Source organism: Microcoleus sp. AT8-B5 (assembly GCF_036705565.1).
Lineage (GTDB): Bacteria > Cyanobacteriota > Cyanobacteriia > Cyanobacteriales > Microcoleaceae > Microcoleus.
This window is the reverse complement of record NZ_JAUBUY010000006.1, coordinates 145,165-171,263: the sequence shown is the minus strand read 5'-3', so window position 1 is coordinate 171,263 and position 26,099 is coordinate 145,165. Positions and strand designations below refer to the sequence as shown.

The following is a 26,099-nucleotide window of genomic DNA, read 5'->3' as shown; positions in this document are numbered from 1 at the left end:
TGCTATATCTCTCAATAAGGACTGAATTCCTGAGAACGAAAGTTACGCGGGAAGGATGCGGGAAAGCAGAGAGAAAACGCCAAATCCTACTAGCAAAACGCCGCTAACAGGCGTAATCCAACTCGACCACCGACGTAATTCTAACAGCTTTTTTATGCTAGCAGTGAAAGTGCCTGCTATGATTAGCGGAGCGACGTAGCCAGCAGCGTAAAACAGCAGTAACACACCACCTAAAACTGTATCTCCCGTTTTGGAAACCCAAGCTAAGAGTGTAGCTAAAACCGGCGTGCTGCAGGGAGAGGCTACTAAACCAAAAGTTAAGCCCAATAAGTACGATCGCACACCCGCCGGCAAATCTTTCGGCACCCACCCCACAGCGTCGAAAGACGGCATTTGTAAGGGTAAAGCTTCGAGTAAATTCAGCCCCATTAGAATAGCAATAATGCTGACAAGAATCGGTAAACCCAGGCCAATTTTGCCGTAAACTTGTCCGGCAAATGATGCTACAATGCCTAAACCCGCAAGGGTAGTGGCCAATCCCAGGGAAAACCACGCAGACTGGGCTGCTGCTTGCAGGCGACTTTTTGCTTCGTATCCACCGATGTAGCCGATCGTGATCGGCAACATTGAAAGCATACAGGGCGTTAAGCTCGTTAGCAACCCTGCCAGAAAGATGACTCCGACGCTGACTAAACTGAGGTTTGTCAGTTGCGTATTTACTAAATTATTAGCAAATTGTGCGAGTTCGTAAAGTTGAGTTTGCAGGGTTTCCATCAGTCGATTCTAGATTTTAGATTTTAGATTTTAAATTTTAGATTGAGTCCACAGCCCATCGATTTTAGATTTTAGAGAGACTCTACAGATGAATTTGGGAGTTTAAACTAAATATCTAATATTTTTGTTATTCACGACTCCTGTCGGGGGCTGGTATCCCTAGGCAGGCGACTTCAGGTTCGGGGCTGTTCTGGCTTTGTTGAAAATTGTAACAGATGCGCGCAGGTTCGGTTTGAGATTTAAGATTTTAGCGAGATTTACTGGTTGGGAGTTAAAAGGTCGATCGCACCCTGGTTTAAATTGATATCTTGACCGCAAGCATCCAGGATACCCGCCACGTGATTCATTCCTTCGGAGACTCAGGAGGGAGAAATAAAAACCTGTATCCGATGAAACTTGCCGAACGTATTTATCTCGCGCAAGTCAAGGCTTCAATCTAAAATCTAAAATCTAAAATCTAAAATCGATTGACAGCATCCTCAACAAGCTGTTGGCAATGGGCGCAGCTACACCCGATAATGCGAAATCAGCCCGAAAGCCTGTTGTTGAAATTATTCAAGCAGACTTTAATTTTACTCTACTGTAAATTAAACCCACTTTCTTCATTAATAGACCCGTCCGGCATTATTGCCCCAGCCAGCACCGCACCTCTGAGATTTGCTCCCGTTAAAGTAGCGCCTTCTAAATTAGCATTGCTCAAATTTGTGACTTGTTTGGAACCTCGGAAAAAGAAGCTGTGCAAGTCAGCACCTGTTAAATTAGTGTCTGCCAAATTAGCATATTGCAAGTCAGCACCGTGCAGCGTCGCATCCGTTAAGTTAGCTTGGGTAAGATTGCTTCCCCAAAGTCGAGAATCTAAGACATTAGCATCTTGTAAATTGGCGCGGCTCAGATTTGCCAAAGTCAGATTAGCATCCCACAACTTGGTACCGTTGAAATTAGCTTCTGTCAAATTGGCTCGACTGAGATCCGTGCCTAGAATATCAGCATTTGCTAAATTAGCGCCGGTGAGGTCTGCGCCAGAAAGATCCGCATTTTTTAAGTTAGCACCGGACAAATTAGCGCCGGACAAATTAGCGCCGCTCAAATTGGCTTCTTGGAGATTAGCGCCCCGCAAATCGACAGCGCTCAAATCGCATTGCTTCCACAAAAAACTGACGCACCAATTATCCTTTAATAGGTGACTCAAATCCTCCCCATTCGCTGCCATCACAGGAGGAGTTAAGTAGAGAGTGAACAGGACGATCGCCAACAATGCAGCGAAGAAAATTTTCAACCTCATAACTTTTTTCATTGACACTAATTTGTGCCATAAATTATTGATGTCTAATCAAAGCATAGCAAATAATCGGCAACTTTCCTCAGCAATATTACTCAAAAATATTAGTAATTTGTGGAACAGGCCGTCGGGCCTGTTAAGCGAGAATGGTGCTCGGGGCGTGAGTAAAAACCGGGTTTAAGATGGCCGTGTCCGATGGACAAATCCCGATCGAATATCGCTACAAAGTAATACTTGCTGCCGACAGTTGCGATCGCTCTCCCAGGGGCATACCTGCCAATAATCCCGGTAGGAACTGCTCAATATGGGAAGAAAGAAACCGCCAATCTAGGCGGAAAACCTTATATTTAAAGGGTTCTAGACGCATTTGTTCTGAAGTGCGATCGGCATCACTAACTAAGCCCAACTTTCATCACACAAGTCAATGCCCCAGCATCACCAAATCTCATCAAAGTTATCACGTTCCTGACACTACGGATATCACTGTCAGTAGCTGAAGTATGGAGGAAAATGACAGCATACAGTTGAACACCACTCCTCCCATGCCTACTATCCCCCTTCTCCCAACCCAATTAGTTGTCACAACTATTTTCAATTCAATCGAATCTTTGGGATTCACTAATATTTCCGGGGTATTTTCGGGGGAGCAAGCTGAATCCCGACAAGAGGCAAATTTAAAAGTTAGTACCAAAAAGTTTTACACTCAGGGTTTAAGAAATCTCGAACAACAAAACTTGGACGGCGCTATTAAAAATTTTACTGCCACAATTAACATTAATCCGCAATTCGCGTCAGCTTACAACGATCGCGGTGTGGCCCGCTACAAATTAGGCTATAAGCAATCGGCGATCGAAGATTTAACTACAGCCATCGAACTCAATCCTTACCGAGCCAAGTATTACAGCAATCGGGGGTTTATGCTGACTCGTTTAAAACATTATACTGCGGCGATCGCAGATTACAACTCGGCACTCCTGCTCAACCCTAATCTAGCTCAATCTTACTTTGACCGAGGTGCTATCCGCCTGCAAATGGAGAATTCCCTAGCAGCACTAGCTGATTTTGAGTCAGCAATTCGCCTCAATAACGATTTTGCTAAAGCTTACTTTAACCGAGGAGTGATTAGATATAAATTGAGAGAGGTTCATGGAGCATTTGAGGATTTCCAGAAGGCAGCAGGGCTTTTTAAGCAGCAGGGGAGAATGGATTCTTATCAAGATGCGGTTTCTAAAATTAGTCAGCTATGGTATTAGTTGAATTTGGAAATTGGGAATTGATAATCAGGTAAGGTGCACCGAAGAGCACCCTACACCTATAATTAGGGCGTGAGTCTTGTTAAAGTTAGCCAACTCTCAAGGCGGCGTCTCCGGGGGGCAAGTTATCGACAAGGAAAGCAGTAGAAAAGTTAATTGCAAAAGCAGCATTTTGAACTGCTGCAGGGGCGGCATTTTGAACCACAGCCAAAGTCACTCCTCCAAATTGAATGAGTGTGTTGCTGCCTGATTGGGTGAATGAGGTGTTGGATAAAGGGCTGGTTAAGCCAATACGATCGCCCTCTCCAGGCCTAAAATCAAGAATTATATCGCTCGCCCCATCCAACTCCAGATTTTCACCCGTAACCAGAACAAACGTATCAGTACCGCCACCACCAGTGAGAGTATCGCTGCCAGTATCGCCAATCAAAAAATCGTTACCATCGCCACCGATTAAAACATCGTTTCCTCTGCCGCCTCGCAAAAAGTCGTTACCAGCATCGGCATTGATAATATCGTCGCCGAGATTTCCGTTGATAATATCGTCGCCAACACCTCCGCTAATGGAGTCGTTACCTTTGCCGCCTCTAAGAAAGTCGTCACCCGCTTCGCCCGTGATAGTATCGTTGCCTTGGCTGCCGTTAATTGCATCATCAGTCGGTGAACCGATGATGCGATCGTTTGCACTACCTCCCAGTACACCGCTGGGATTTTGCTGAGAGTCTTGGGAAGTGACTTGATAGTTGTTGGGGGTGTTTGGCAATCTGAGCGCTCCCAAAGATAGATTTACGAAATTGGTACTATTGATTAAAGCGTTGAGCGCATTAACATCGCTAACTATGCTAGAAACCCGACTGGGAACGATTCCTTGAACGACTTTTGCAGTTGAAATGCGATCGCCCTGCTGCACCGCATTCACCGTTTCAAAACCTTGAATAACGTTACCAAAAACAGCATAATTACCATCCAAAAATGGCAAATCATCCAAAGCAAAATAAAACTGCGAAGAAGCCGAATCCAAAGCATTAGAACGAGCCATTGCCACAGCCCCTCGATTATGCTGCAACTGCGGCGTCTGGGTTACAACTTGGCTGTAAACAGGTTGCGCGGCCCCTTGCGGCGTAATTTCCAAAGGAATAAAACGCGCCTGATTGGTATCAGGGTCAATAAAACTACCCGTTCCCAATTGACTCGCTGGAATTGTCCTATCTCTGCTGCGCGGATCGCCTCCTTGCACTACAAAAGGCTCTGGCTGGCGCACAACTCGGTGAAACATCACCCCGTCGTAAATGCCTCGTTCAACTAAGTCAACAAAATTTCCCCCAGTAATCGGGGCATTAGTGCCGTCTACTTCGATCGTAACGGGTTGACCGTTAATTATCTGGACTACTATAGCTTTGCCTGTTAACGGGAGTGCAGCGCTCATGGGTAAATTGCTATTTGAGTGAGTGATCGTTGGGTTTTAGAAGCAATCCGCGAATTGCCCCTACCCATTTAATCAGAAAACTGTAAACTTGTGTTAAGTACAGTTCTACTTCTAAATTTATGATGCCCCGTCGCAAGTTTTTTACCACTTTATTGGCAATTTGTCTAGTTTTTCTAAGTTTCAATTTTGCCACACCTGCATTTGCCCTAGGTGGCAAGCTTCCGGCGGTGAATCAACCAGCCCCGGATTTTAGTTTGCCGACAAACAGCGGCGACGGACAAGTGTCCCTGTCCGATTATCGCGGTAAGTGGCTGGTAGTCTATTTTTATCCGAAAGACTTTACTTCGGGATGTACGATCGAAGCGCGTCGATTTCAGGAAGACTTGCCGAAATACTTGGCAAAAAATACTCAAATTATCGGTATTAGCGCTGATGATGTCAACTCGCACGCGGAATTTTGCGATTCGGAAGGTTTGAAGTTTCCACTGTTAGCTGATACCGACGGTAAAGTGAGTAAAGCTTACGGTTCTTGGATGAGTTTTATCTCCGCGCGACACAGTTTTATTATTGACCCTGAAGGTATTTTGCGGGAAACTTTTGTGAAGATTAATCCGGCGATTCACTCTAAAGAAGTGTTTGCCCGCTTGCAGGAATTGCAGGCTAACGGGTAATACCATTTTAGATTTTAGATTTGAGATTTTAGATTTGAATAATTGGGAATGACTGATGAACCTTGTCTTGGTAGTGAAGACTACATTCCTCTGAAAATACAGAGGAATGTAGTCTTCACTGCCAACGTTATCAGGTTGATTTGAACTCACATCTTGCACCATTCTCAATAATTCTTTTTTGGGTGGATTCTCCTGCCCAACCCCTACTCCCCACAAGAAAATCTACTCTTTGTGGAACGGGCCCCAGAGCCCGTTCTTGACAATGGTGCAAAATCTCAGTTTTACGCGAAATGATAGCTGTAACGTGACAAGCGATAAAAGACTAAATCTAAAATCTAAAATCTAAAATCGCCTGTCATGACATATTCAATGAGAATTAAACTTGCTATTGACTGCAACAGATGCGACAGAAGATTCATTGTCTGAAAAATTTTTCTTTCTGCTAGCCATGCGACGTTCCGGGTCAATTCCCTCGAAGGTTGGCGGCAACCAAACTCGGACTACCAACAACACTGCCAAAACCAGCAAAAATGCGCCTGTTGATAATATTTGAACCGAGGGAGTTTCCAGCACTCCCCGCACTATCACTTCTCGCAAAACTGATACAATACAAACTTCCACAGCTACGCCGATCGAAACTCTTTTTTCTTGCAAGTAAATAATTAGCAGCCGAAATAATTCCACTAAAACTAATAGAAATAAAATATCTGCCGTGACTTCCTGGAAATTCAAAGGAGGTAGCAGCGAGAAGAACATTTCTCGCAGTTCTAGCACCATGAAACAAAACAAACCAATACATAGGGAAATTACAATTAAGTCTTGGACTGTTTCCAGACCGGTGACGATTAATTGCAAATTCAACCATTGAGGGGGGTTACTCGACGAGTTGTTTAAACGCTTTTCCATTGACATATGCTGCAACTTGTTTGGCTTTCTTACAGCTTAATTGAACTTAGGTTAATCTATGGCAATTTACAGGTTTAATCTCTTTATCAGTCTCATAAAATTTCGATTGGTTGACAATTTCACACACACTTTTATTTGCCACCCAGGTGGCTTGACATTTAGTGATAGTTTATGCTATGTGAATGCTGCAATAAGTAGCTTTGATATCTAAAAAATACAAGTCTGAATGCTGAAATGCCCCAACTGCTATAAAATATGAAAATTGTAAAGAATTATTTACCACAGCTTGATAAACTCAAGCTAGGGACTCTCGGCTTTAATCATACAAAAGCCGGAAAGTTAGCCCAAAAACCAAAAGTAATCCAGAGAGGATTGAACACAATGGCATTTGAACTTGCACCGTTACCCTTCGCCGCTGACGCCCTAGAGCCAGCTCATATGTCGGCCAACACTTTTTCGTTCCACCACGACAAGCACCACGCTGCTTACGTGACCAATCTGAATAAACTGATTGAAGGAACTGAAATGGCGAGCAAATCCCTTGAAGAAATTGTCAAGGAATCTGCTAAAGACCCATCCAAAGCCGGCATTTTCAACAATGCAGGTCAAGTTTGGAACCACAATTTTTTCTGGAATTCCCTCGCACCGGGCGGCGGTGGCACTCCGACAGGAGCTTTAGCTGAGAAAATCAACGCCGACTTCGGCAGCTTCGACAAATTCAAAGAAGAATTCAAGACTGCTGCGACAACTCAGTTCGGTAGCGGCTGGGCTTGGCTGGTTTTGGACAACGGCACTTTGAAAGTTACCAAAACTGCTAACGCTGACACCCCGGTAGCACACGGCCAAACTCCGTTGCTGACTTTGGATGTGTGGGAACACGCTTATTATTTGGATTTCCAAAACCGCCGTCCCGACTACATTACTAATTTCTTGGATAATTTGGCTAACTGGGAGTTTGCAGCAGCAAATTTGGCTGCGGCTTAGTAGCATCTTAGTTTGAGGACTAAAGTCCTCACTACAAACTTTATCGGTTTGTAGTGAGGACTTTAGTGGTGATGAATGAGAATTATTTAACCTGACATCTTGCAGCAATATCAATAAGAGGATTTTTCGTGGGGTCGGGCGGGTTTATAGAACCTATTTGCAAGCTTTAAGGCTGTTGGCGAACCCGCCCCTAGGGCTAATTGAGAATGGTGCAAGATATCAGTTTAACCACACTTGCTATTAAGGATCGCGAATTAAATAACTTACAATTTTAATTGTTATTGTGGGATGGGCCTAAGAGCCCGTCCTTTTTGGACGGGCTCTTAGGCCCATCCCACTTTCAAGAGTGGAAGTTATTTAATTCTCATTCCTAAGCTGTTCGGCATTTAAAAGACGATTGTAGGGTGCCCAGCGTACAGAAGTGTTTCCCGCATAAGCGCGTAAGTGTTCACTCCTGACGCACCATACAAGCCTCGTTAGTGGTTTAAATGCTCCACAGCTTAGCAGACAAAAACAGCTTTCAACATTCCTTCGTCTCGGTCTGGGTGGAGTTCAAATCCTAGTTTTTTACAGAGGCTCTGCATCTTGTAGTTGCTATTAAGAATGTAGCCAACGATCGCCTCTAATTTCTCTTCCTGACCAATTTGCAACATCCGCCTCAATAATTCTGTTCCCAAACCGCGCTGCTGATAGCTATCGCTAACGATGAGGGCAAATTCGGCTTGGTTTGTGCCGTGGAGTTTGCTCAGACGCGCTATTCCCAAAATCCGGTGTGCTGAGGTTTCCGGGTCTGGACGATCGGCTACTAACACCATTTCGCGATCGTAGTCAATAAAACAAATCCGGGTCAAACGTTCGTGAGCAATGCGGTGCTTTAACTTTACCATGTGAGCGTAGCGCAAATACACGCTCTCTTCGGAAAGTTCTTTGTGGAAGAGCACCATCAGCGGCTCATCTTCTGGGCGAATCGGACGGATGGTGATGGGACGATCGCCCTCCGTTGACCATTTTTGAACGTATTGCGTAGGATAGGGGCGAATCGCCGTTGAAATGGGGTTTTCCGTTGTTTGCAGAACAACACGGGCATCAAGAGCGATCGCACCTTCAGGAGAAACCAACAGCGGATTAATATCAATCTCGGCAATTTGAGGTTGCTCTACAATCAGTTGACTGAAACGAACTAATAACTGTTCGAGTTGTACCAGGTCAATTGCCGATCTGCCGCGCACTCCTTGCAAAGCTTTATAGATGCGAGTTTGCTCCATCATCCGCCGCGCTAAGGTGGTATTTAAAGGCGGAAGTGCGAGCGATCGATCTTGAAAGACTTCCACTAATTGTCCGCCGGAACCAAACAGCATCACCGGCCCAAATTGTGGGTCAATACTGCTACCCAAAATTAGTTCATAGCCTTCCAAATGCACCATCGCCTGCACGGTTACGCCAAGAAACGCTGCAGGATCGATCGCCCGTACCCGCTGGGCGATCGCCTCAAAGGCACTAATTACAGCCTTAGCATCGCCTAAATTTAGTTGGACGCCCCCCACATCGGTTTTGTGAGTAATCGTCTCAGAATGGAGTTTTAGCACCACTGGATAACCGAGGATCTCGGCAATTTCCACAGCTTCGGCCGCACTCGCTGCAATTTCTGTCGCTACGGTGGGAATCCCGTAAGCTGCTAGCAACTGTTTTGATTCGTACTCGGTTAATAGAGTGCGATTGTTTTGACGGGCGGCAGTCAAAATCTTCGCAGCAGTAGCACACCCGGAAGTATCGAGTTCGCAATCAGCGGGGAGAGATGGCGTTTCGTAGATAGCGCGCAGGTTGTATGTGTACCGCCACATATAGTTGAATAACCTGACGGCGGTATCGGGATAAGGGAAAGTCGGAATATTTGCCTGATTGAGAATTTGCGTTCCCGCTGACACTTCCACACCGCCCATCCAGCTTGCTAATAAGGGCTTTCCGAGTTTGCTGTAAGACTTAAGTTTTTCTGCGGTTTGGGTGGGATTTGTCATCGCTTGTGGCGTCAGGATGACCAGCAATCCGTCACTATTGGGATCGGGAGCGACAACTTCTAAAGTTTTGGCGTAAAGATCGCTACTAGCATCGCCCAAAATATCGATCGGGTTGTGATGACTCCACTGAGGTGGCAAAAACTCATCAAGTCGCTGCAGCGTCTCCGGTGCCAAATCTGCCAGGGCACCGCCGTCGCTAATTAAGGCATCAGTGGCGATCGCCCCTGGGCCTCCGGCATTGGTGACGATCGATAGGCGGTTGCCCTGCGGTCGCGGTTGCTTGGCCAGAATTTCTGCCATGTCGAACAAATCGGAAATCGTATGTACGCGCAACGTGCCACAGCGGCGGAAAGCAGCGTTAAGCACGTCATCGCTGCCGGTCAAAGCTCCCGTATGGGAAGCGGCGGCTTGGGCGGCGGCGGCGGTACGTCCTACCTTGAGAATGATGATCGGTTTGTCGATCGCCACTGGGCGGGCGGCGGACAGGAACGAACGAGCATCACCCATAGATTCCATGTACAAAACGATACTGTGAGTATGGGGATCGTCCCCGAAATACTCGATCAGATCGCCCCAACCGACATCGAGCATAGAGCCGATCGATACAAAGGCGCTAAAACCGACATTTTCCCCCAAACTCCAGTCGAGAATCGAAGTACAGAGGGCGCCGCTTTGACTGATGAAAGCGACATTACCCGGACGGGCGATCGTACCTGCAAAAGTAGCATTGAGCCCAACCACAGGATTCATCACACCGAGGCAATTTGGGCCGATAATCCGCATTCCGCCCAGACGCGCTTGGGCGAGAACTTGCTGTTCTAAAGCCTCCCCAGCCGCACCAATCTCTTTAAAGCCTGCAGAAACAATAATTGCTCCTTTCACCCCAGCAGCGATACATTCGCGGATCACTTGCGGCACCCCAGCAGCCGGCGTAGCAATCACCGCCAGATCCACTACTTCCGGGACGCTAGCAATGTCAGGATAAGACTTGAGCCCCAAGACGCTGTGGCGCTGCGGATTCACTGGAAAAACTGTGCCGCCAAACGGATTCCGAATCAAGTTCCACAGGAGAGTTCGTCCAACGCTTCCTTCTCTCTCTGTTGCGCCGATTACAGCCACGGAGCGAGGCCGAAAAATCCGATCGAGCGGATGACGCTGTTCTTTCCAAATATCGTGAGCCCGATCGCTCGCAGTGCTTTGATTCATTGAATTTATCTGCATAGTACCCTACTTCAATTAATCAGCAATTAATATTGCTCTGCTTTCGATAACTATCACCGAATCAAATCCGAACTCTTTTTCTGCTTTTTTTCTGCTTTTTCTTCATCTTCTTCGGGTGTTTGCGGTTCCTGAAAAAAAAAATCTCATTGCCCGTTTCCGACACGCCCGCCCTTAAACAACATTTGGGTTGTCTAAGTGTTAGTTCGGGAACCCCTTTGGTCAGAGCTTCCTCAACAATTCACGAGGAGGTTCTGCCTACTATCTATCTTAATTCTTCCCACCAAATTAGCAAGTCAACTTTTGTAACAAATAGCGAACCGGGTATTTAAAATATTGAAATTAAATATATACTAGATATAGTGGTCGAAGCAAAAAAGATCGATCGCTAATAAAAAATTGAGGTGAAAGCAAGCTATGTTTGCAGAATGGCACGGCTTTACTGAAGGCAACTGGACAAACGAAGTCAACGTCAGAGACTTCATCCAAAAGAATTACACCCCCTACGAAGGGAATGCAGAATTTCTCACAGCACCAACCGAAAAAACCCAGCAACTTTGGCAAAAAGTTCTGGAATTAATGAAGCAAGAGCGCGAAAAAGGTGTATTGGATGTTGATACAAAAGTTCCCACATCGATCACGGCTCATGCAGCAGGATACATCGATCGCGACTTAGAACAAATAGTAGGTTTGCAAACAGATCGACCTTTGAAACGCGCGATTATGCCCTTGGGCGGGATTCGCGTTGTCAAGGCCGGTTTAGAAGCTTACGGCTATCAGCTCGACCCGCAAACTGAAGAAATATTTACGAAATATCGCAAAACTCATAACGATGGTGTATTCGATGCTTACACGCGCTCGATGCGTCTGGCGAGACGTTCGGGTATCATCACAGGTTTGCCAGATGCCTACGGACGCGGGCGGATAATTGGTGACTATCGGCGCGTTGCTTTGTACGGTGTCGATCGCCTAATTGAGGATAAAAAAACACAGCAAGAATCACTCGAACTAGACGCGATGGACGAGGGAACAATTCGCTTGCGCGAAGAGTTATCCGAGCAAATTCGGGCATTGTTTGAGTTAAAAGAAATGGCTGCTAGCTACGGCTTTGATATTAGCCGTCCGGCAGCAAATGCACGAGAAGCTGTCCAGTGGCTGTATTTTGGCTACTTGGGAGCAGTGAAAGAACAAAACGGGGCAGCGATGTCTCTCGGCCGCGTATCGACGTTTTTAGACATTTATTTCGAGCGCGATTTACAAAGTGGCGCGAGTTCCGAAGTGGAATTGCAAGAACTGATCGACCATTTTGTAATGAAACTCCGCATGGTGCGGTTTTTGCGAACTCCCGACTATAACGCTCTGTTTTCTGGCGATCCAACTTGGGTAACAGAGGCGATCGGCGGTATCAGCGATGACGGTAGAACATTGGTAACTCGTAACAGTTTCCGATTCTTGCACACCCTGTCAAACCTCGGTACTGCACCCGAACCAAATCTCACCGTTTTGTGGTCGGAAAACTTGCCGGAAAACTTCAAAGAATTCTGTGCGAAGGTATCCAGCGACACAAGTTCTATTCAGTACGAAAACGACGATTTGATGCGTCCTCAATACGGCGATGATTACGCGATCGCCTGTTGTGTTTCCGCCATGCGAATTGGCAAGCAAATGCAGTTTTTCGGCGCGCGAGTTAACTTAGCTAAGACTTTGCTCTATGCGATTAACGGCGGTAAAGATGAGAAGTCCGGCGACCAAATCGCGCCGCAGTTCCCACCGATTACTACCGAATATCTCGATTATGACGAGGTAAGAGCCAGGTTCCGCGACATGATGGCGTGGTTGGCAAAAACGTATATCAATACGTTGAATGTCATTCACTATATGCACGACAAATACTGCTACGAACGCCTGGAAATGGCACTGCACGATCGCGATGTTTACCGGACAATGGCCTGCGGAATTGCCGGATTGTCGGTGGTGGCGGACTCCCTGTCGGCGATTAAAAACGCTAAAGTTAAGGTGATTCGCAACGAGCAAGGTTTGGCAGTGGATTACTCGATCGAAGGAGAATATCCCAAATATGGCAATAATGACGATCGCGTAGACAGTATAGCCATCGAACTTGTGCAAAGCTTCATGAACGAAATTCGCCAGCACAAAACCTACCGCGGCGCTGTAGCGACTCAATCGGTACTCACAATTACCTCTAACGTAGTTTACGGCAAAAAAACTGGTAGCACTCCCGACGGACGTAAAGCCGGCGAACCCTTTGCTCCCGGTGCTAACCCGATGCACGGCCGAGATTCCTGTGGGGCGATCGCATCCTTATCTTCTGTAGCCAAACTGCCTTACAGTGATTGTCAAGATGGCATATCGAATACTTTTTCGATTCTACCGCAAGCCTTGGGCAGAATGGAGAGCGATCGGACTAACAACCTAGTTAGTCTTATAGACGGTTACTTCCACGATGGCGGCCATCACATCAATGTTAACGCCCTCGATCGGCAAACATTACTAGATGCGATGGAACATCCAGAAAACTATCCCCAGCTAACAATTCGCGTCTCCGGTTATGCGGTTAATTTCATCAAACTTACCCGCGAACAGCAATTAGATGTGATTAAACGGACTTTCCACGAACGCGTCTAAATCCCAGCAGAAAAAACTCGGCGATTGAAACCGCTCAAGAGTCAAACGAAGTCCGAGCTGAGGGGGACTCAAGAAGCGCCTACATAATTGGTTCTGCATAAGTCTTTTTTCGTCTAGTTTCGCTGTTAAACCATGAGGCCAGATCCCCCCTAACCCCCCTTAAGAAGGGGGGAACAAGAGTATTCTTGAATTCCCCAGACTATCTGGGGATTCAAGGGGAACCGTCCACTTCTCAAAGTCAACCCCTACTCCCCTTTTTAAGGGGGATTTAGGGGGATCGAGCCTCAGCAACCAAACGAACAATCCGCAAGTTTCCCGGCTTAAGTTAACACCGAGATTCCCTCATCTCAAATCCGTTAGCATCGTCCTGTATTCATCTCTCTCTTCTCTTCCTCTGCGTTCTCTGCGTACTCTGCGGTTTAATCATTCCAATGCAACCGGAATTGATATCATCCCTACTCTCAAAATCCTTACCAACAAACAGCAAATTAAATGTCTGGAATTGGTCGCATTCACTCAATCGAAACATTTGGTACAGTAGACGGCCCCGGAATCCGGTTTATCGTCTTCACCCAAGGCTGTCCGTTACGCTGTCTGTACTGTCACAATCCCGACTGTCGCAATTCCCACGATGGTAAAGAAGTAACCGTCGATTATTTAATCGAGCAAATTATAAAATGTAAATCCTACCTACGGAAAGGAGGCGTTACCGTCAGCGGCGGCGAACCATTGATGCAGCCGGATTTTGTCAAAGAAATCTTTACCCGCTGTCATCAAATGGGTTTGCATACAGCGCTGGACACATCAGGCTTCTGTGTTTTAGACGTTGCTAAACCGGTTCTGGAAATGACCGATCTGGTTTTGTTGGACATCAAATCCTACATTCCCGAACTCTATTACAAAGTCACCAATGTTTCCATCGAGCCTACTTTAGCAATGGCCAAATATCTCAGCGAAATTGGCAAACCGACGTGGATTCGCTTCGTTCTAGTTCCTCACCTCACCGATCACATCGAAAACGTAGAAAAATTAGCGGAGTTTATTGCCAATCTGAACAATGTGGAAAAAGTCGAAGTATTACCATTTCATAAAATGGGAGAATACAAATGGGAGCAATTAAAATTGGATTACGAACTCAAGGATACACCTCCAGCTTCACCGGAACTCGTGCAACAAACAGTTGATATTTTTCGCAGTCGCGGGGTCAATGCGATCGGAGCTAGCGGTATATAATAATTAAAAGGCCACGTTCACAAGTCACCCACAATCTTGAAATTATCTGCGTCGATCTGCAGGTTCCCTACCAATCAAAGATTGAGGCAATAATTTTTCCGAAATCCACATCACGAAAAATCACATGAAAGTTACCAATTTAGAAGAATTAGAAGTCCTAATTCAAAAAGTAAAAGCAGCCCAAGCTGAGTTTGCCACCTACACTCAAGAACAAGTCGATCGCATATTCAAGCAAGTAGCTTTAGCCGCTAATGCCGCCCGCATTCCCTTAGCCAAAGCAGCAGTCAAAGAATCGGGAATGGGAGTCATCGAAGATAAGGCAATCAAAAATCATTTTGCCTCGGAAATGATTTACAACAAATATAAAAACGACAAGACTTGTGGTATCATCGAGTCCGATCGGCATTTTGGCTACGAACGCATTGCCGAACCAGTGGGATTGCTAGCGGGAATCGTTCCTGTAACTAACCCGACTTCCACCACCATCTTTAAGTCATTAATCGTGCTCAAGACGAGAAATGGCATTATATTTTCGCCCCATCCCCGCGCCAAATCCTGCACGGCTGCGGCGGCAAAAATCCTCCTCGATGCTGCTGTAGCAGCCGGCGCACCACCGGATATTATTGGGTGGATTGATGAGCCAACTGTGCCACTTTCCCAAGCTTTGATGCAGCACCCCGATATCAAACTAATTTTGGCAACTGGCGGGCCGGGAATGGTAAAAGCTGCCTACTCTTCAGGACATCCCTCCCTCGGTGTCGGCGCTGGAAATACTCCCGCCATCATCGATGAAACCGCTCACATCCAAATGGCTGTCAGCTCAATTTTGCTCAGCAAAACTTTCGACAACGGCACGATTTGTGCTTCGGAACAATCGGTAGTTGTTGTGGATGAGGTGTACGATGCCGTGCAACTGGAATTTATCAAGCGCGGTGCTTATTTCCTGAATGCTGAAGAACGAGAAAAAGTGCGGCGGGTAATCTTAATTGATGGTCGATTGAATGCCGAAATAGTCGGACAATCGGTGCAAAAGGTGGCGCAGATTGCGGGTTTTGTAGTGCCGTCAAACATCAGGGTTTTGATTGGAGAAGTGGATACGATAGGTAAAGAAGAACCCTTTGCTTGTGAAAAACTTTCGCCGATTCTCGCCATGTACCGCGCCAAGGACTTTACTGAAGCAGTAGACAAAGCTGAAGCGCTGATAATTTTTGGCGGACACGGACATACTTCTGTACTCTACACCGCCCCCCACAATCAGGAACACATTCGTTATTTTGAAAGCAAATTAGAGACTTCGCGGGTGCTGATTAATACGCCTTCTTCTCAAGGTGCGATCGGCGATTTGTACAATTTCCGCCTCGATCCCTCCCTTACCCTCGGTTGCGGTAGCTGGGGCGATAATTCGATTTCTGTCAACGTGACACCCCATCACCTGCTCAATATCAAAACCGTAGCAGAGCGACGCGAGAATATGCTCTGGTTCCGCATTCCTCCCAAGATTTATTTTAAGTCGGGTTGTCTTCCTGTAGCTTTGAGGGATCTTGCAGGTAAGAAACGTGCTTTGATTGTGACGGATAAACCATTGTTTGAATTGGGATTGACTAAGGAAGTCACAGAGAGTTTGGAAGAAATCGGCATCGATCACTACACATTTTACGATGTGGAACCCGATCCTTCGCTGGCTACTGTTCGCAAAGGTTTAGAAATCTGCAATAGTTTCCATCCAGATGTGATTATTGCTTTTGGTGGTGGCTCGCCGATGGATGCTGCTAAAGTAATGTGGCTGATGTATGAGCATCCAGAAATTGAGTTTGAAGGATTGGCGATGCGGTTTATGGATATCCGCAAGCGGGTATACGAACTGCCGCCTTTGGGTTCAAAGGCAATTATGGTGGCAATTCCAACTACTTCGGGAACGGGTTCGGAAGTCACGCCTTTTGCGGTTGTTACGGATGAACGATCGGGGATTAAGTATCCGCTGGCAGATTATGCTCTGACTCCGAGTATGGCGATCGTCGATCCAGAACTTACGCTGAATATGCCCCGGAAACTGACTGCTTACGGCGGCATTGATGCGCTAACCCACGCTTTAGAAGCTTATGTTTCTGTGTTGGCTTCTGAGTATACAAATGGTTTGGCTTTAGAAGCGATTCGTTTGCTGTTTAAATACCTGCCCAGCGCTTACAAAAATGGTGCCAACGATCCGAAAGCGCGGGAGAAAGTACATTATGCTGCTACGATCGCCGGCATGGCATTTGCCAACTCTTTTCTGGGGGTTTGTCACTCAATGGCTCACCAATTAGGTGCAACTTGCCACGTCCCTCACGGTTTAGCGAATGCGCTGATGATTTCTCACGTAATTCGCTACAATGCAACGGATGTTCCGTTCAAACAAGCCATTTTTTCTCAAAACAAGTATCCTAACAGCAAGTGGCGTTATGCTCGAATTGCAGACTATCTGAATTTGGGTGGGGATACAGAAGATGAAAAAGTGGAGAAGTTGATCGCAGCGGTGGAAGATCTGAAGCGTGAGGTAGATATTCCTAGCACGATTCAGGAGGCGATCGCCAGTCAGGGAATGAGTGATGATTTCTTTTTTGCTCGCGTTGAGGAAATGGCCGATCACGCTTTTGACGATCAGTGTACCGGAGCGAACCCCCGCTATCCGCTGATTGAAGATTTAAAGCAACTTCTGCTGCAAGCGTATTCTGACGGCGACACTTCTGATCTCAATCGAGTGTTAACTTTAGTGTAATCGGCGCGGTGCCATAGATTTCTCCTCAAAAGCCTGTCAATGGGGGGCAGGATACCTAACTCCTACTCCCCACAGTTTCTGGAGAAATCTAACGCAGGGCCCGGTGGTGAAAATAAACCCCGAAGCGGATCAAAATACCAAGTAGGGGTTGAAAAAATATGAAATTGTGTTATAATTTTAGAGGTAACTTTTTTACGAATTTTGTAGTTTTAGTGGCTGTTCGCGCGATGACCTCTTCACCAACCATAGCACCCGTTCGATCGAGTCAAGTTACCCGCAAACCTTATCCCAACTATCGGGTAATAGTCCTCAACGACGATTTCAACACATTTCAGCACGTTGTGGAATGTTTGACGAAATACATTCCAGGGATGACGAGCGATCGAGCTTGGAAACTCGCCAACCAAATCCACCACGAAGGCCAAGCCACCGTGTGGGTTGGCCCGCAAGAGCAAGCAGAACTTTATCATATGCAATTGAGCCGTGCTGGACTGACAATGGCTCCGCTAGAGTCTACTTGAAAAGTGTCTAGAGGGCCGAAAGTTCGATGAATTTTCGGTAATTAATCTGAAATTGAACGCAGATTGGGATTTAAGAGGCGATCGTGATTTTGCCAATCATCCCCGCCTCTGTATGTCCGGCTACCGTACAGCGCAGGTTGTAGGTTCCCGATTTCATCGGCACAAACACCCATTCTGCCATAGCGCCCGGTTTAAGTTCTAGTTCGTGAATCGCTCCTTTAATTTCCACTTTCCCAGCTTCAACTTTTTGAGTCCAACTCGCATCAGCAAAGTTTTTAGCAGTAAAATAATGTTTCTGCGAACTGGGATTTTTTAGCACTAATTTATAGCGCTTGCCCGATTCAAATTCTAGCAGATTGGGAAAGAATTTGAGTTCCCCAGCTTCGTTACCTAAACTAACAGTAATTTCGGTAACAGGTTGGCGAGACAAATCACCGGCAGCACTAGCAATTGTCGCTGGCATCAAGATTGTGCTCAAACATAAAATTAGTCCCAAAATCACCTTGAAAGTTTTTTGTAACCCCTGGCTGCGGTAGAATTTGCCTAATTGCCAACCGAGTAAATTGATCATGGCTGTTCTGACTACTGTTAACTATTAACTGACTAATGACTAATGACAACTGACAACTGACTACTGACTACTGACTACTGACTACTGACTACTGACTAATGACTTAATTCGATCGCCAAACTTCATCCCAAGGCCCGCCCCCAACTTCCAAACCCGATAAAGAGCTTTGAGCCTCTAAGATAATTCTAGAACGCTGCTTGCCATTTTTTTCCACATTTCCCCCCAACAACTCTCGCAGTTGCAAGCGCAATTCACCGTGCGTCGTATCCCGGCAGCAAAAAGCCATGCCTTTTTCGGTAGGAGTTCGCACATAACTACCAGGAATGTTTGTAGTGCCAATCAACTCAACTTCAAACTGACTGTTTCTAGCCTGCATTTTCCAGCTTCCCCAAGGTTCAATAGTCCAACTAACTTGCGAATTCCAAGGCACAAATTCGTAAAATTTGCCTCGGTAATGCAGACCAATCATTGCTACCGATTCCATCCACCACAGCACGCCCCGCTTGCCACCACCTGCGGTTAAAGCTAAATCATTTTCGCCTTGAAAACAATTGCAATTAATCCAAAACCACTTTTGCGGAAAAGCACCGCCCCAGTTTTTTTCGCTGTAAGCGGGAGCATCTTTAAATTCGTAGCGATCGCCATTCCAATCGATCCAGCCCGTGGCTAAACCGTGAGCCATTAAAATTTGCCATCCAGGCTCAAAAACGGGCAGTAAAGATAGCATTCCTGCGGTAGATTTCTGGATTTCTTCAGAGTTTCCCCAGCCATAGATAGGTTGAATTTCGTACTGCCAAAAACAGTGGCTGCCGCTTCCCGGATCGTGCAAATAACCTTGATTTAAAGTAGCAGTAGCTTGATAGCCTTCTTCGACGCTGCTGTCGAATACTGCCGGCTCTAAATATTGGGGTTTAATTTGTAAATCTGTTTTGCCCCAATGTCCGAAACCTAAGCTTTCTCTGTGCGCCCAAAACTTATTTACATCTGGAAAGGTGCGACACAAATAGCTATCTTTCGGACCGAGAATCTGAGCTGCACCGCCACTGTAAGGTTGACCGCCTCTGGGGTCTTCGATGGAATACATGAATGCAAAGGATTGTCCGTGAATCGGTAATGTTATTCGGTAGTACCAGCCTTCAAAAAAGCGGCGTGAACTACCGTCCCAGTGGTAGCCACTGTGGGGAGTTTCAAGAGTTTTGAGTTTTGAGAGTGAATTTGACATAGAATTACCAATAGCATGACAGGGAATTCACGGATAACTGTTTCTTCCTTCTTCCTTCTTCCTTCTTCCTTCCTTTATGTCTCTAGCACTTTGGCGATCGCCCTTAGCTCGTGCCCTCCACCGCAACCGCAGTCTTGCTTTTGCCCGTTACTTGCAACTAGCAACTGTTCGGGCTACCGGGCGTCCGGCTAACCGCACTGTGGTGTTTCGAGGCTTTTTAGCAGATACTAATCAGTTAAAGTTTATTACAGATATTCGCAGTGAAAAGGCTGAGGAGATTAATCTCTATCCTTGGGGGGAAATTTGCTGGTATTTCCCGAAAACTCGCGAACAATTTCGGATTGCTGGAAAGCTAGTTTTGGTAGGGGCAGATTATCCAGATGCCCAGTTGTGTTCATCGCGGTGCACAACTTGGCAGGAGCTTTCTGAGGCGGCTAGATCGCAGTTTGCTTGGCCTCATCCGGGGGATGACAAAGCCGAGGCTAGTGCTTTTGATTCTGCTTCCCCAGATGCGATCGAGCCGCTGCCTAATTTTTGCTTGCTGTTGTTGGAACCGGAAACGGTGGATTTGTTGGAGTTGCGGGGGGAACCGCAAAACCGATCGCTTTATCGGCGCGACGGGGAGGGAAATTGGTCTGTGCGATCGGTTAATCCTTGAAAAAGAAGTCAACCGATTTTAGATTTTAGATTTTAGATTTTAGATTGAAGAAAGCGACTCCACTGATAAATCTGGGTAGTCATTAGTCAGTGATTATTGGTTATTGGTTATTTGTTACCAATAACCTTCCAGGCCCCATTGCCAATTCCCTGTTTGGCCAATTCCCTGTTTGGCCAATTCAAATTTTAGATGCCGCTGCCGTCGAAAAATTCTTGAATTGCTTTATCTTTTAACTTGCAGCTAGGGGTTGTAACTAGCTGTGTTTTTTCGGCTACGGCTACATTGCTGGCTTGGTTTAAAGCTTCTGATACTGAGTGGAAATTGTGGGAAGTGGGATCAGAAGTTAAGGAGACAGATGGTTGAGGAACCAAACTTTTTACTTGCTGTTCGAGGGATTCGATACGATCGAGCAAAGAGCGAATTACCACAGCTTCCGAATCCGGCAAACTGCCGTGTTCTAGGGGATTGACGCGCACTCCCGATCGATAGACGATGCGGCCGGGAATCCCTACCACTGTGCAGTCAGATGGTACGTCGCGGAGTACGACGGAACCGGCGCCGATGCGGACGTTATTGCCAATTTGCAGATTGCCGAGTACCTTGGCGCCGGCACCGACAACTACGTTTTCGCCGACTGTAGGGTGACGCTTGCCGCTTTGTTTGCCAGTACCGCCTAGGGTGACACCTTGGTAAATTAGGGCAAAATCGCCGATAATCGCTGTTTCGCCGATCACAACCCCCATACCGTGGTCGATGAATACGCTTTTGCCGATGGTTGCCCCTGGGTGGATTTCAATTCCGGTCAAAAAGCGAGCTATGTGGGAAATCAAGCGGGGGATGAAGGGAAGTCCCAACACGTAAAGCCAGTGTGCGAGGCGGTGCAGCACTAGGGCTTGAAGACCGGGGTAGCAAAACAAAACTTCCAGCCAGTTGCGAGCTGCAGGGTCGCGATCGAAAATTATACTGAAGTCAGCTCTAAGAGTCTTTAGCACTTTCGGAGTTACCTATTTTGGTTAAACACGCCACTTTCGATTTTACATTTTACTGGATGGGGAAGTGAGCGGTCGATCGGGAGATTGGGGGATATGACGGAGTGGAACCGTGGGAGAGTGGGAGATTGGGGGAGAATTTGATGATATTTTATTGTCTCCATCCAACAGCGCCGCTGCGTTCTATTCCTGTACTGAGATTGTATAGTTAGACTTGACTCCGGGTTCGACAGTACCTACCCAAATCCTGTAAGAGCCTGCTTGCCAGTCAGAATCAAGTATGCCAGCATCTTTATTCTGACCTATATCGTCTCCGCAGCGCACCGCATTACCGGGGCCTTGTACGAGTAAGGTTGTGTCCTTGCCTCCGCTGTTGATTTGGAGTGTGAGTTTTGAAAAGTTTTGCTGCAAGACTATGATGTGGTCGGGAGTTGGGGTGGCAAAACCCAAACATTTGTTTTTGTGGCGATCGGCGTTGGCTATGGCAGATAGAGAGTAGGATCCGCCTGTGGAACCTCTCAAAACTGCTGTTGGGGCTGCAAAACCTCGCGATAAACTTAAAGTGCCGAAATTGGCTGTTTCTGCTAAAACTGGTAGGGCGACGATCGCCGCGATCGCACCCAAGAGCGCACCGTTTTTGAAATTGGCTCCCTGATTAAACAACATGGCCATACTCCTGGCGTCACAACTTAAAATCACAACTCAGAATTTACCCATCGCAGCCCCTGGAATACAAACTATGGAGGAAGAATAATTTTTTTTAAATTAGTTCAACACCTCCTGGCTTATCTTCCTTATGTCTATCAGGACAATCCCTCTACGATCGCGCTCGCTTGTGCCACTCGGATTTCTGCCACAGGCGATCGACTCATATCCGAAATTGTACGGTGTCAAGATGATAAATTTGATACTTTTAGCCTTGCTGTTGGCCCTCGGTTCCCTATTGACACAGGTCTTGGTATTGTTACCTATAGGTCTATCTGGCTGGCTCCACCTGCCTAATTGGCTGAGCCTGACCTTGATTTTTCTGGCTATTTCTTGGTGCTTGGGGGATTAGTAAGCAGTCATGAGTTAATTAGTGATTAGTCAATAGCTAACGCTCAATCATTCCGCTTCCCCCAAGGGTCAAGGCCCGATCGCCCCGGTCTGATGATGTATACTTCACAATTGACAATTCAAGAATCTAAAATCTAGGATTTGACATCTACCTATAGAATGATGCAACGACAAGTTTATTCGATCTCAGCATTTCACTCTCCTGACAAAAGCCTGGGGGAAACTCCTAAAAAACAGGATCGTCCGATACACCGGGCGATCGTGTTAATGCTGGTGGCAACAGGTTTGCTGGGCCTGCACGCTAGTCGGCTGGTGGAATTGCAACTGATACAAGGGAAGCAACACCGGGAACGAGCCGAAAACAATCGCGTTCGCCTAGTGCCCATGCCGGCGAATCGCGGACACATTATCGATCGCAAAGGCAAGTTGCTAGCTGCAAACAATTTAGCTCGATCGGTATATTTGTGGCCGAAAGAACAAACGCCGGAACAGTGGAAAGTGACAGCAGAAAAGTTGAGTCCGCTGGTTAAAATTCCAGCAAAAGAAATTTTAAAAAAAATAAAAGAGGTCGATCCTCAATCCTATAGACCGGTGCGGCTCAAGCAAGCAATGCCGCCAGAGGTGTTCGTGCCACTAGCAGAAGAGGTGGGACAAATGCGGGGAGTGGAAGTGCGGCCAGAAGCGAACCGCTACTATCCCGAAGGCAGTTTGGCATCTCACGCGATCGGATATATCGGCGAAGCTACCGCAGCCGACTTGGAAGCTCATCCTGAATATCCGATGGGGATGATTGTCGGTCAAATGGGCATAGAAGCGAGCTCTAACGAGAAGATTGCGGGAGTGTGGGGCGATCGGCTGATCGAAGTAAATGCCCAAAATGAAGAATTGCGGCTGATGGGAGAGACACCGCCCAAACCCGGTGAGGCGGTGCAGCTAACCATAGACTTGTCCATGCAAAAAGCAGCCGAAAAAGCCCTGGGGAACCGCCGGGGAGCAGTAGTGGCGCTGGATGTCAACACCGGGGCGGTATTAGTTATGGCCAGCCACCCGACTTTTGACCCCAATCTGTTTACGCGAAAAATCACTAAGGATGAGTGGAAAACTCTTCAAGATCCGGAAAATCCATTTTTGAATCGGGCCACGCAGGGCTATCCCCCCGGTAGCACCTTTAAAATTGTGACTTCCGTCGCGGCCCTGGAGTCGGGCAAATTTTCGCCGGACTCAATTCTCGGTACTTCGTCTTACATTACTGTGGGGGGAATTGATTTTAACGAACACAGTGGCGGTTTCGGCGACATCGGCTTTCGGGATGCTTTGGCTTTCAGCAGCAATACGTTTTTTTATCAATTGGGGATTAGTACCGGGCCGGAGCAAATTTCTAAGTGGGGACAGCGCTTGGGAATTGGCAAGGATACGGATTTGAATCTTTTGGGGCTAGGCGGTGGCGATTACGGTCAAATCCCGACGCCGGAGGAGAAGGAGAAACTTTATAAAGAACCTTGGTATGCGGGTGATACGGTAACGATGTCGATCGGGCAGGGGTTGGTGTTGATGACTCCTTTGGAGGGGGCGGTAATGGTGAGTTCGATCGCTAATGGGGGTTATCGCGTGAAGCCTCATCTTTTGACTTCTATGACCGGCACAGCGGAGACTCAACGGGTACATACGGGGATGAAACCTTCAACAGTTCAGGTGATTAAGGAAGGACTGATCGCGGTAGTTGCCGAGGGTACTGGACAGGGATTGAATGACGGTTCGATTCCGCTGACGGCGGGCAAAACAGGGACTTCGGAGGTCATCGGACAGGAGGATCACTCTTTGTATGTCGCCTTCGGGCCCGCCCAGAAGCCGGAAATTGCGATCGCCGTGGTTGTGGAAAATGGCGGTTATGGTTCTGTTGCCGCCGCCCCGATCGCCAAAGAGGTATTTCAAGCTTATTTTGGGCCACAGAAAAATGTGAAGCAGCCAGTAGTTATTAGTCCTTAGTCCTTAGTCCTTAGTCAGTAGTCATTAGTCATTAGTCCTTAGTTATTGGGAATGGGGAATTGGGCATAATGTCTTGTTTTTCTTCTGACTTCTGACTACTGACTAATGACTACTGACTACTGACTACTAACTAATTGAGCCGCATAAATATAGTAGCTTTGCGAATTCCTGTTATTTCTCCCGTACTGGTGACAGTTAGCGATCGCAAGTGATCGAACAATGGTCTTGCCGAAAGTTCAATTAACCTCAACAGCGGGATTTGTTTTTCCCAAATTGCCCTGCTGGAGGGCCAGTCTAAATAAAAATAGCCGTCGTTAGAGGGCGGAAGCGGTTCAATGCTGGTTTGAAAATCTTGATTGGCAACTAAAGAGACTGTTTCTGCTGCTTCTAGTGCTGCGTCCATTGCTTCTACTGAAGTGGTGAAAATTTCGTATTTGCCGACGGTGGCTCGGACTCCTTTTGCCTCGGTTTCGATCGCACTTTTTCTATTATTTTCTTTACCATAATTCTGGCTAGTTGTCAACTGCGTCCAAGCGGTAATTTTCTGGTTTCTCAGAGTGAAGCTGCCGATGCTGTACTCTTTGCTGCGGGCAATTTCATCGAGTTTGTCGATCGCCTTTTGGGAATCAGCAGAGTTTTCGGCGGCAAAAATCCAGTCGGCACCATTTGACGAATTCGGAAGCACTGCTAAAGCGTATTCTCCTTGTACCCAGTCAAATATATCCTGCGGCAGGTTGACGCCCCAAAGTTGCTGAATATCTCCCAGGGTGCGATCGACTAAATTTGAGACTTCTGGATTAGTAGAAACCGCCGATGACAAATCAGCCCAAAAATTCCTTAAGTCGGTGCTGGCGACCGCGAAAGGACTCGCTGAGGGAATGTATTGCAAGGCTTGCACAGGTTCGGAAAGCGTTGGAGAAGCTGTGTTTTCTCGCGATGTCACTAAAGCAGTTTGAGCCAGCAATCCCCGTCGGTTGACTCCGACAGCAACTGCGAGGGAATTAAGAGAAACTTGGGGATTTTGCTCGGTTGCTGATTGCGGGAGATTGACAAATGCTAAAGCGATTCTGCCTTGAGTTAGCTGCTGCAAAGCTTTTTGATATTCCGGGGTATTGTTGAGATTTAGGTTTGCTGTTTCAAGGTTATTAATTGCATCTCGAATCACAATCGGGCTATTGGAAAATAAAACAAAACTTTGATTATTCCCAGAATTAAAATTACCGCCGATGGCTGCTGTTGCGAAGCTGGATGGCAACTTGGAAGTCGGCAGAGAAAACGGATTAAAAGGCGAAAGCGAAGCAGATTTTTTCTGGGATTTTGGTGCTTGTTTATAATTAATTCTCACGCCTTTATATATTTCCGACTGCACTGTTTTATCGCCACGAGATTGTTGGCGCCAGTAGGAGTCAAGAAATTTTTGGCTGCGATCGACCTTTTGGGAGGAAACGGCCAGCAAAAACCCGGCTTGTTGGCCGTTGCTGCTGTCGCCATCGAAATCTGGCGTTGTGACGGCGAGGGTAATTTCGTCACCTATCCAAGGTTGGATATCTCGACTGTAATCGAGGCCTGTATTGCCGAGGAAACTTTTTTTGATTTGCTCAAATTCTGCGTGCGATCGACTTCTTTCTTCGGGAGTGGCAAAAACTTGTCGCAATGCTTCGAGGCGATCGGGATTTACCAGCATTGATGCTAACAAAGGTGCTTGTTTCGAGACAAACACAGCCGCAGCCGGAGTAGTTGTCGGCCCGCCAGCGAGCAAATTCAGGGGAGTGTGAGTTGTCAGCCAGTAAAAACCACCGGCACTCAAGCCTAAGAGTGCCAAGACGCCAGCAAGGAGGAAAGAAAAGAACGATCGCAACTTCATACAACAAGGACTAATGACCACAGTCTATTATTAACTAGAGTAGCGCATGACCGTAGCTGTCGGCAGATACTT

Annotated in this window: 20 protein-coding genes; 9 read left to right on the top strand and 11 right to left on the bottom strand. The window is 46.8% G+C overall.

Translation table 11 applies throughout. The features are described from left to right. Positions 1–42: 42 nt before the first annotated feature. The 3 genes from QUB39_RS06840 to QUB39_RS06830 all read right to left on the bottom strand — a co-directional run bounded on the left by QUB39_RS06840 (position 43) and on the right by QUB39_RS06830 (position 2,459). On the bottom strand, positions 43–774 hold the full coding sequence (locus tag QUB39_RS06840) for a cytochrome c biogenesis protein CcdA (protein WP_333233091.1): 732 nt from the start codon (positions 772–774) through the stop codon (positions 43–45). Positions 775–1,351: 577 nt separating this feature from the next. Further along, the gene (locus tag QUB39_RS06835) at positions 1,352–2,068 is read right to left on the bottom strand and encodes a pentapeptide repeat-containing protein (protein WP_333208427.1); all 717 of its coding nucleotides are present in this window, start codon (positions 2,066–2,068) and stop codon (positions 1,352–1,354) included. 205 nt (positions 2,069–2,273) lie between these two features. Continuing rightward, positions 2,274–2,459, bottom strand: coding sequence for a hypothetical protein (locus QUB39_RS06830; RefSeq protein ID WP_333052424.1), 186 nt, complete (start codon positions 2,457–2,459; stop codon positions 2,274–2,276). Between the two features lie 136 nt (positions 2,460–2,595). On the opposite strand from QUB39_RS06830, the gene QUB39_RS06825 reads away from it, so the two are divergent. Then, on the top strand, positions 2,596–3,306 hold the full coding sequence (locus QUB39_RS06825) for a tetratricopeptide repeat protein (protein ID WP_333208426.1): 711 nt from the start codon (positions 2,596–2,598) through the stop codon (positions 3,304–3,306). An 88-nt stretch (positions 3,307–3,394) separates the two neighbouring features. On the opposite strand, the gene QUB39_RS06820 is transcribed toward QUB39_RS06825, so the two are convergent. Continuing rightward, entirely contained in the window at positions 3,395–4,732 is a 1,338-nt protein-coding gene (locus tag QUB39_RS06820; RefSeq protein ID WP_333208425.1) for a peptidylprolyl isomerase, read from the bottom strand. Between the two features lie 119 nt (positions 4,733–4,851). Here QUB39_RS06820 and QUB39_RS06815 point away from each other — a divergent pair, with 119 nt between their 5' ends. Beyond that, positions 4,852–5,403, top strand: coding sequence for a peroxiredoxin (locus QUB39_RS06815; protein WP_333052432.1), 552 nt, complete (start codon positions 4,852–4,854; stop codon positions 5,401–5,403). Between the two features lie 366 nt (positions 5,404–5,769). Here QUB39_RS06815 and QUB39_RS06810 read toward each other — a convergent pair whose 3' ends face one another. Beyond that, on the bottom strand, positions 5,770–6,309 hold the full coding sequence (locus QUB39_RS06810) for a phosphate-starvation-inducible PsiE family protein (protein ID WP_333052434.1): 540 nt from the start codon (positions 6,307–6,309) through the stop codon (positions 5,770–5,772). Between the two features lie 381 nt (positions 6,310–6,690). Here QUB39_RS06810 and QUB39_RS06805 point away from each other — a divergent pair, with 381 nt between their 5' ends. After that, positions 6,691–7,293 carry a superoxide dismutase gene (locus QUB39_RS06805; protein ID WP_333052685.1) on the top strand — a complete coding sequence of 201 codons (603 nt, stop codon included), beginning with the start codon at positions 6,691–6,693 and terminating at the stop codon, positions 7,291–7,293. A gap of 500 nt (positions 7,294–7,793) precedes the next feature. Here the strand turns inward: QUB39_RS06805 and QUB39_RS06800 are convergent, their stop codons facing one another. Next, a complete protein-coding gene (locus tag QUB39_RS06800; RefSeq protein WP_333208424.1) occupies positions 7,794–10,514 on the bottom strand; it encodes a bifunctional acetate--CoA ligase family protein/GNAT family N-acetyltransferase in 2,721 nt (906 codons plus the stop codon). 429 nt (positions 10,515–10,943) lie between these two features. On the opposite strand from QUB39_RS06800, the gene pflB reads away from it, so the two are divergent. From pflB to clpS, 4 genes are all read left to right on the top strand, one after another. Next, positions 10,944–13,172 (top strand): formate C-acetyltransferase, encoded by a 2,229-nt coding sequence (gene pflB / locus QUB39_RS06795; protein WP_333208423.1) that lies wholly within the window; start codon positions 10,944–10,946, stop codon positions 13,170–13,172. 492 nt (positions 13,173–13,664) lie between these two features. Continuing rightward, entirely contained in the window at positions 13,665–14,405 is a 741-nt protein-coding gene (gene pflA / locus QUB39_RS06790; RefSeq protein ID WP_333052442.1) for a pyruvate formate-lyase-activating protein, read from the top strand. A 124-nt stretch (positions 14,406–14,529) separates the two neighbouring features. Next, on the top strand, positions 14,530–17,160 hold the full coding sequence (gene adhE / locus QUB39_RS06785) for a bifunctional acetaldehyde-CoA/alcohol dehydrogenase (protein ID WP_333208422.1): 2,631 nt from the start codon (positions 14,530–14,532) through the stop codon (positions 17,158–17,160). A gap of 227 nt (positions 17,161–17,387) precedes the next feature. Further along, complete coding sequence (gene clpS / locus QUB39_RS06780) at positions 17,388–17,681, top strand: ATP-dependent Clp protease adapter ClpS (protein ID WP_172185659.1); 294 nt, start codon at positions 17,388–17,390, stop codon at positions 17,679–17,681. Positions 17,682–17,751: 70 nt separating this feature from the next. Here the strand turns inward: clpS and QUB39_RS06775 are convergent, their stop codons facing one another. Both QUB39_RS06775 and QUB39_RS06770 read right to left on the bottom strand, forming a co-directional pair. Beyond that, complete coding sequence (locus tag QUB39_RS06775; protein WP_333052448.1) at positions 17,752–18,252, bottom strand: plastocyanin/azurin family copper-binding protein; 501 nt, start codon at positions 18,250–18,252, stop codon at positions 17,752–17,754. A 103-nt stretch (positions 18,253–18,355) separates the two neighbouring features. After that, positions 18,356–19,474: a tocopherol cyclase family protein gene (locus QUB39_RS06770; protein WP_333052451.1), complete on the bottom strand. Its 1,119-nt coding sequence runs from the start codon at positions 19,472–19,474 to the stop codon at positions 18,356–18,358. A 76-nt stretch (positions 19,475–19,550) separates the two neighbouring features. Here QUB39_RS06770 and QUB39_RS06765 point away from each other — a divergent pair, with 76 nt between their 5' ends. Next, positions 19,551–20,132, top strand: coding sequence for an Npun_F5749 family FMN-dependent PPOX-type flavoprotein (locus tag QUB39_RS06765; protein WP_333052453.1), 582 nt, complete (start codon positions 19,551–19,553; stop codon positions 20,130–20,132). Positions 20,133–20,317: 185 nt separating this feature from the next. On the opposite strand, the gene cysE is transcribed toward QUB39_RS06765, so the two are convergent. Beyond that, positions 20,318–21,124, bottom strand: a complete 807-nt coding sequence (gene cysE / locus QUB39_RS06760) for a serine O-acetyltransferase (protein WP_333052456.1) — start codon at positions 21,122–21,124, stop codon at positions 20,318–20,320. Between the two features lie 180 nt (positions 21,125–21,304). After that, on the bottom strand, positions 21,305–21,787 hold the full coding sequence (locus QUB39_RS06755) for a hypothetical protein (protein ID WP_333052459.1): 483 nt from the start codon (positions 21,785–21,787) through the stop codon (positions 21,305–21,307). Positions 21,788–22,336: 549 nt separating this feature from the next. On the opposite strand from QUB39_RS06755, the gene mrdA reads away from it, so the two are divergent. Then, the gene (gene mrdA, locus QUB39_RS06750) at positions 22,337–24,163 is read left to right on the top strand and encodes a penicillin-binding protein 2 (RefSeq protein ID WP_333052688.1); all 1,827 of its coding nucleotides are present in this window, start codon (positions 22,337–22,339) and stop codon (positions 24,161–24,163) included. Positions 24,164–24,293: 130 nt separating this feature from the next. Here mrdA and QUB39_RS06745 read toward each other — a convergent pair whose 3' ends face one another. Continuing rightward, entirely contained in the window at positions 24,294–26,048 is a 1,755-nt protein-coding gene (locus QUB39_RS06745) for a DUF3352 domain-containing protein (protein ID WP_333208421.1), read from the bottom strand. Between the last annotated feature and the right edge of the window lie 51 nt (positions 26,049–26,099).

Coding starts and splice junctions, on each gene's coding strand:
- QUB39_RS06825 (WP_333208426.1), top strand. CDS start 2,596: ATGCCTACTATCCCCCTTCTCCCAACCCAATTAGTTGTCACAACTATT.
- QUB39_RS06805 (WP_333052685.1), top strand. CDS start 6,691: ATGGCATTTGAACTTGCACCGTTACCCTTCGCCGCTGACGCCCTAGAG.
- QUB39_RS06775 (WP_333052448.1), bottom strand. CDS start 18,252: ATGATCAATTTACTCGGTTGGCAATTAGGCAAATTCTACCGCAGCCAG.
- pflA (WP_333052442.1), top strand. CDS start 13,665: ATGTCTGGAATTGGTCGCATTCACTCAATCGAAACATTTGGTACAGTA.
- QUB39_RS06840 (WP_333233091.1), bottom strand. CDS start 774: ATGGAAACCCTGCAAACTCAACTTTACGAACTCGCACAATTTGCTAAT.
- QUB39_RS06800 (WP_333208424.1), bottom strand. CDS start 10,514: ATGAATCAAAGCACTGCGAGCGATCGGGCTCACGATATTTGGAAAGAA.
- QUB39_RS06815 (WP_333052432.1), top strand. CDS start 4,852: ATGATGCCCCGTCGCAAGTTTTTTACCACTTTATTGGCAATTTGTCTA.
- pflB (WP_333208423.1), top strand. CDS start 10,944: ATGTTTGCAGAATGGCACGGCTTTACTGAAGGCAACTGGACAAACGAA.
- QUB39_RS06755 (WP_333052459.1), bottom strand. CDS start 21,787: ATGTTGTTTAATCAGGGAGCCAATTTCAAAAACGGTGCGCTCTTGGGT.
- mrdA (WP_333052688.1), top strand. CDS start 22,337: ATGATGCAACGACAAGTTTATTCGATCTCAGCATTTCACTCTCCTGAC.
- QUB39_RS06810 (WP_333052434.1), bottom strand. CDS start 6,309: ATGGAAAAGCGTTTAAACAACTCGTCGAGTAACCCCCCTCAATGGTTG.
- QUB39_RS06765 (WP_333052453.1), top strand. CDS start 19,551: ATGTCTCTAGCACTTTGGCGATCGCCCTTAGCTCGTGCCCTCCACCGC.
- QUB39_RS06770 (WP_333052451.1), bottom strand. CDS start 19,474: ATGTCAAATTCACTCTCAAAACTCAAAACTCTTGAAACTCCCCACAGT.
- clpS (WP_172185659.1), top strand. CDS start 17,388: ATGACCTCTTCACCAACCATAGCACCCGTTCGATCGAGTCAAGTTACC.
- QUB39_RS06835 (WP_333208427.1), bottom strand. CDS start 2,068: ATGAAAAAAGTTATGAGGTTGAAAATTTTCTTCGCTGCATTGTTGGCG.
- QUB39_RS06820 (WP_333208425.1), bottom strand. CDS start 4,732: ATGAGCGCTGCACTCCCGTTAACAGGCAAAGCTATAGTAGTCCAGATA.
- adhE (WP_333208422.1), top strand. CDS start 14,530: ATGAAAGTTACCAATTTAGAAGAATTAGAAGTCCTAATTCAAAAAGTA.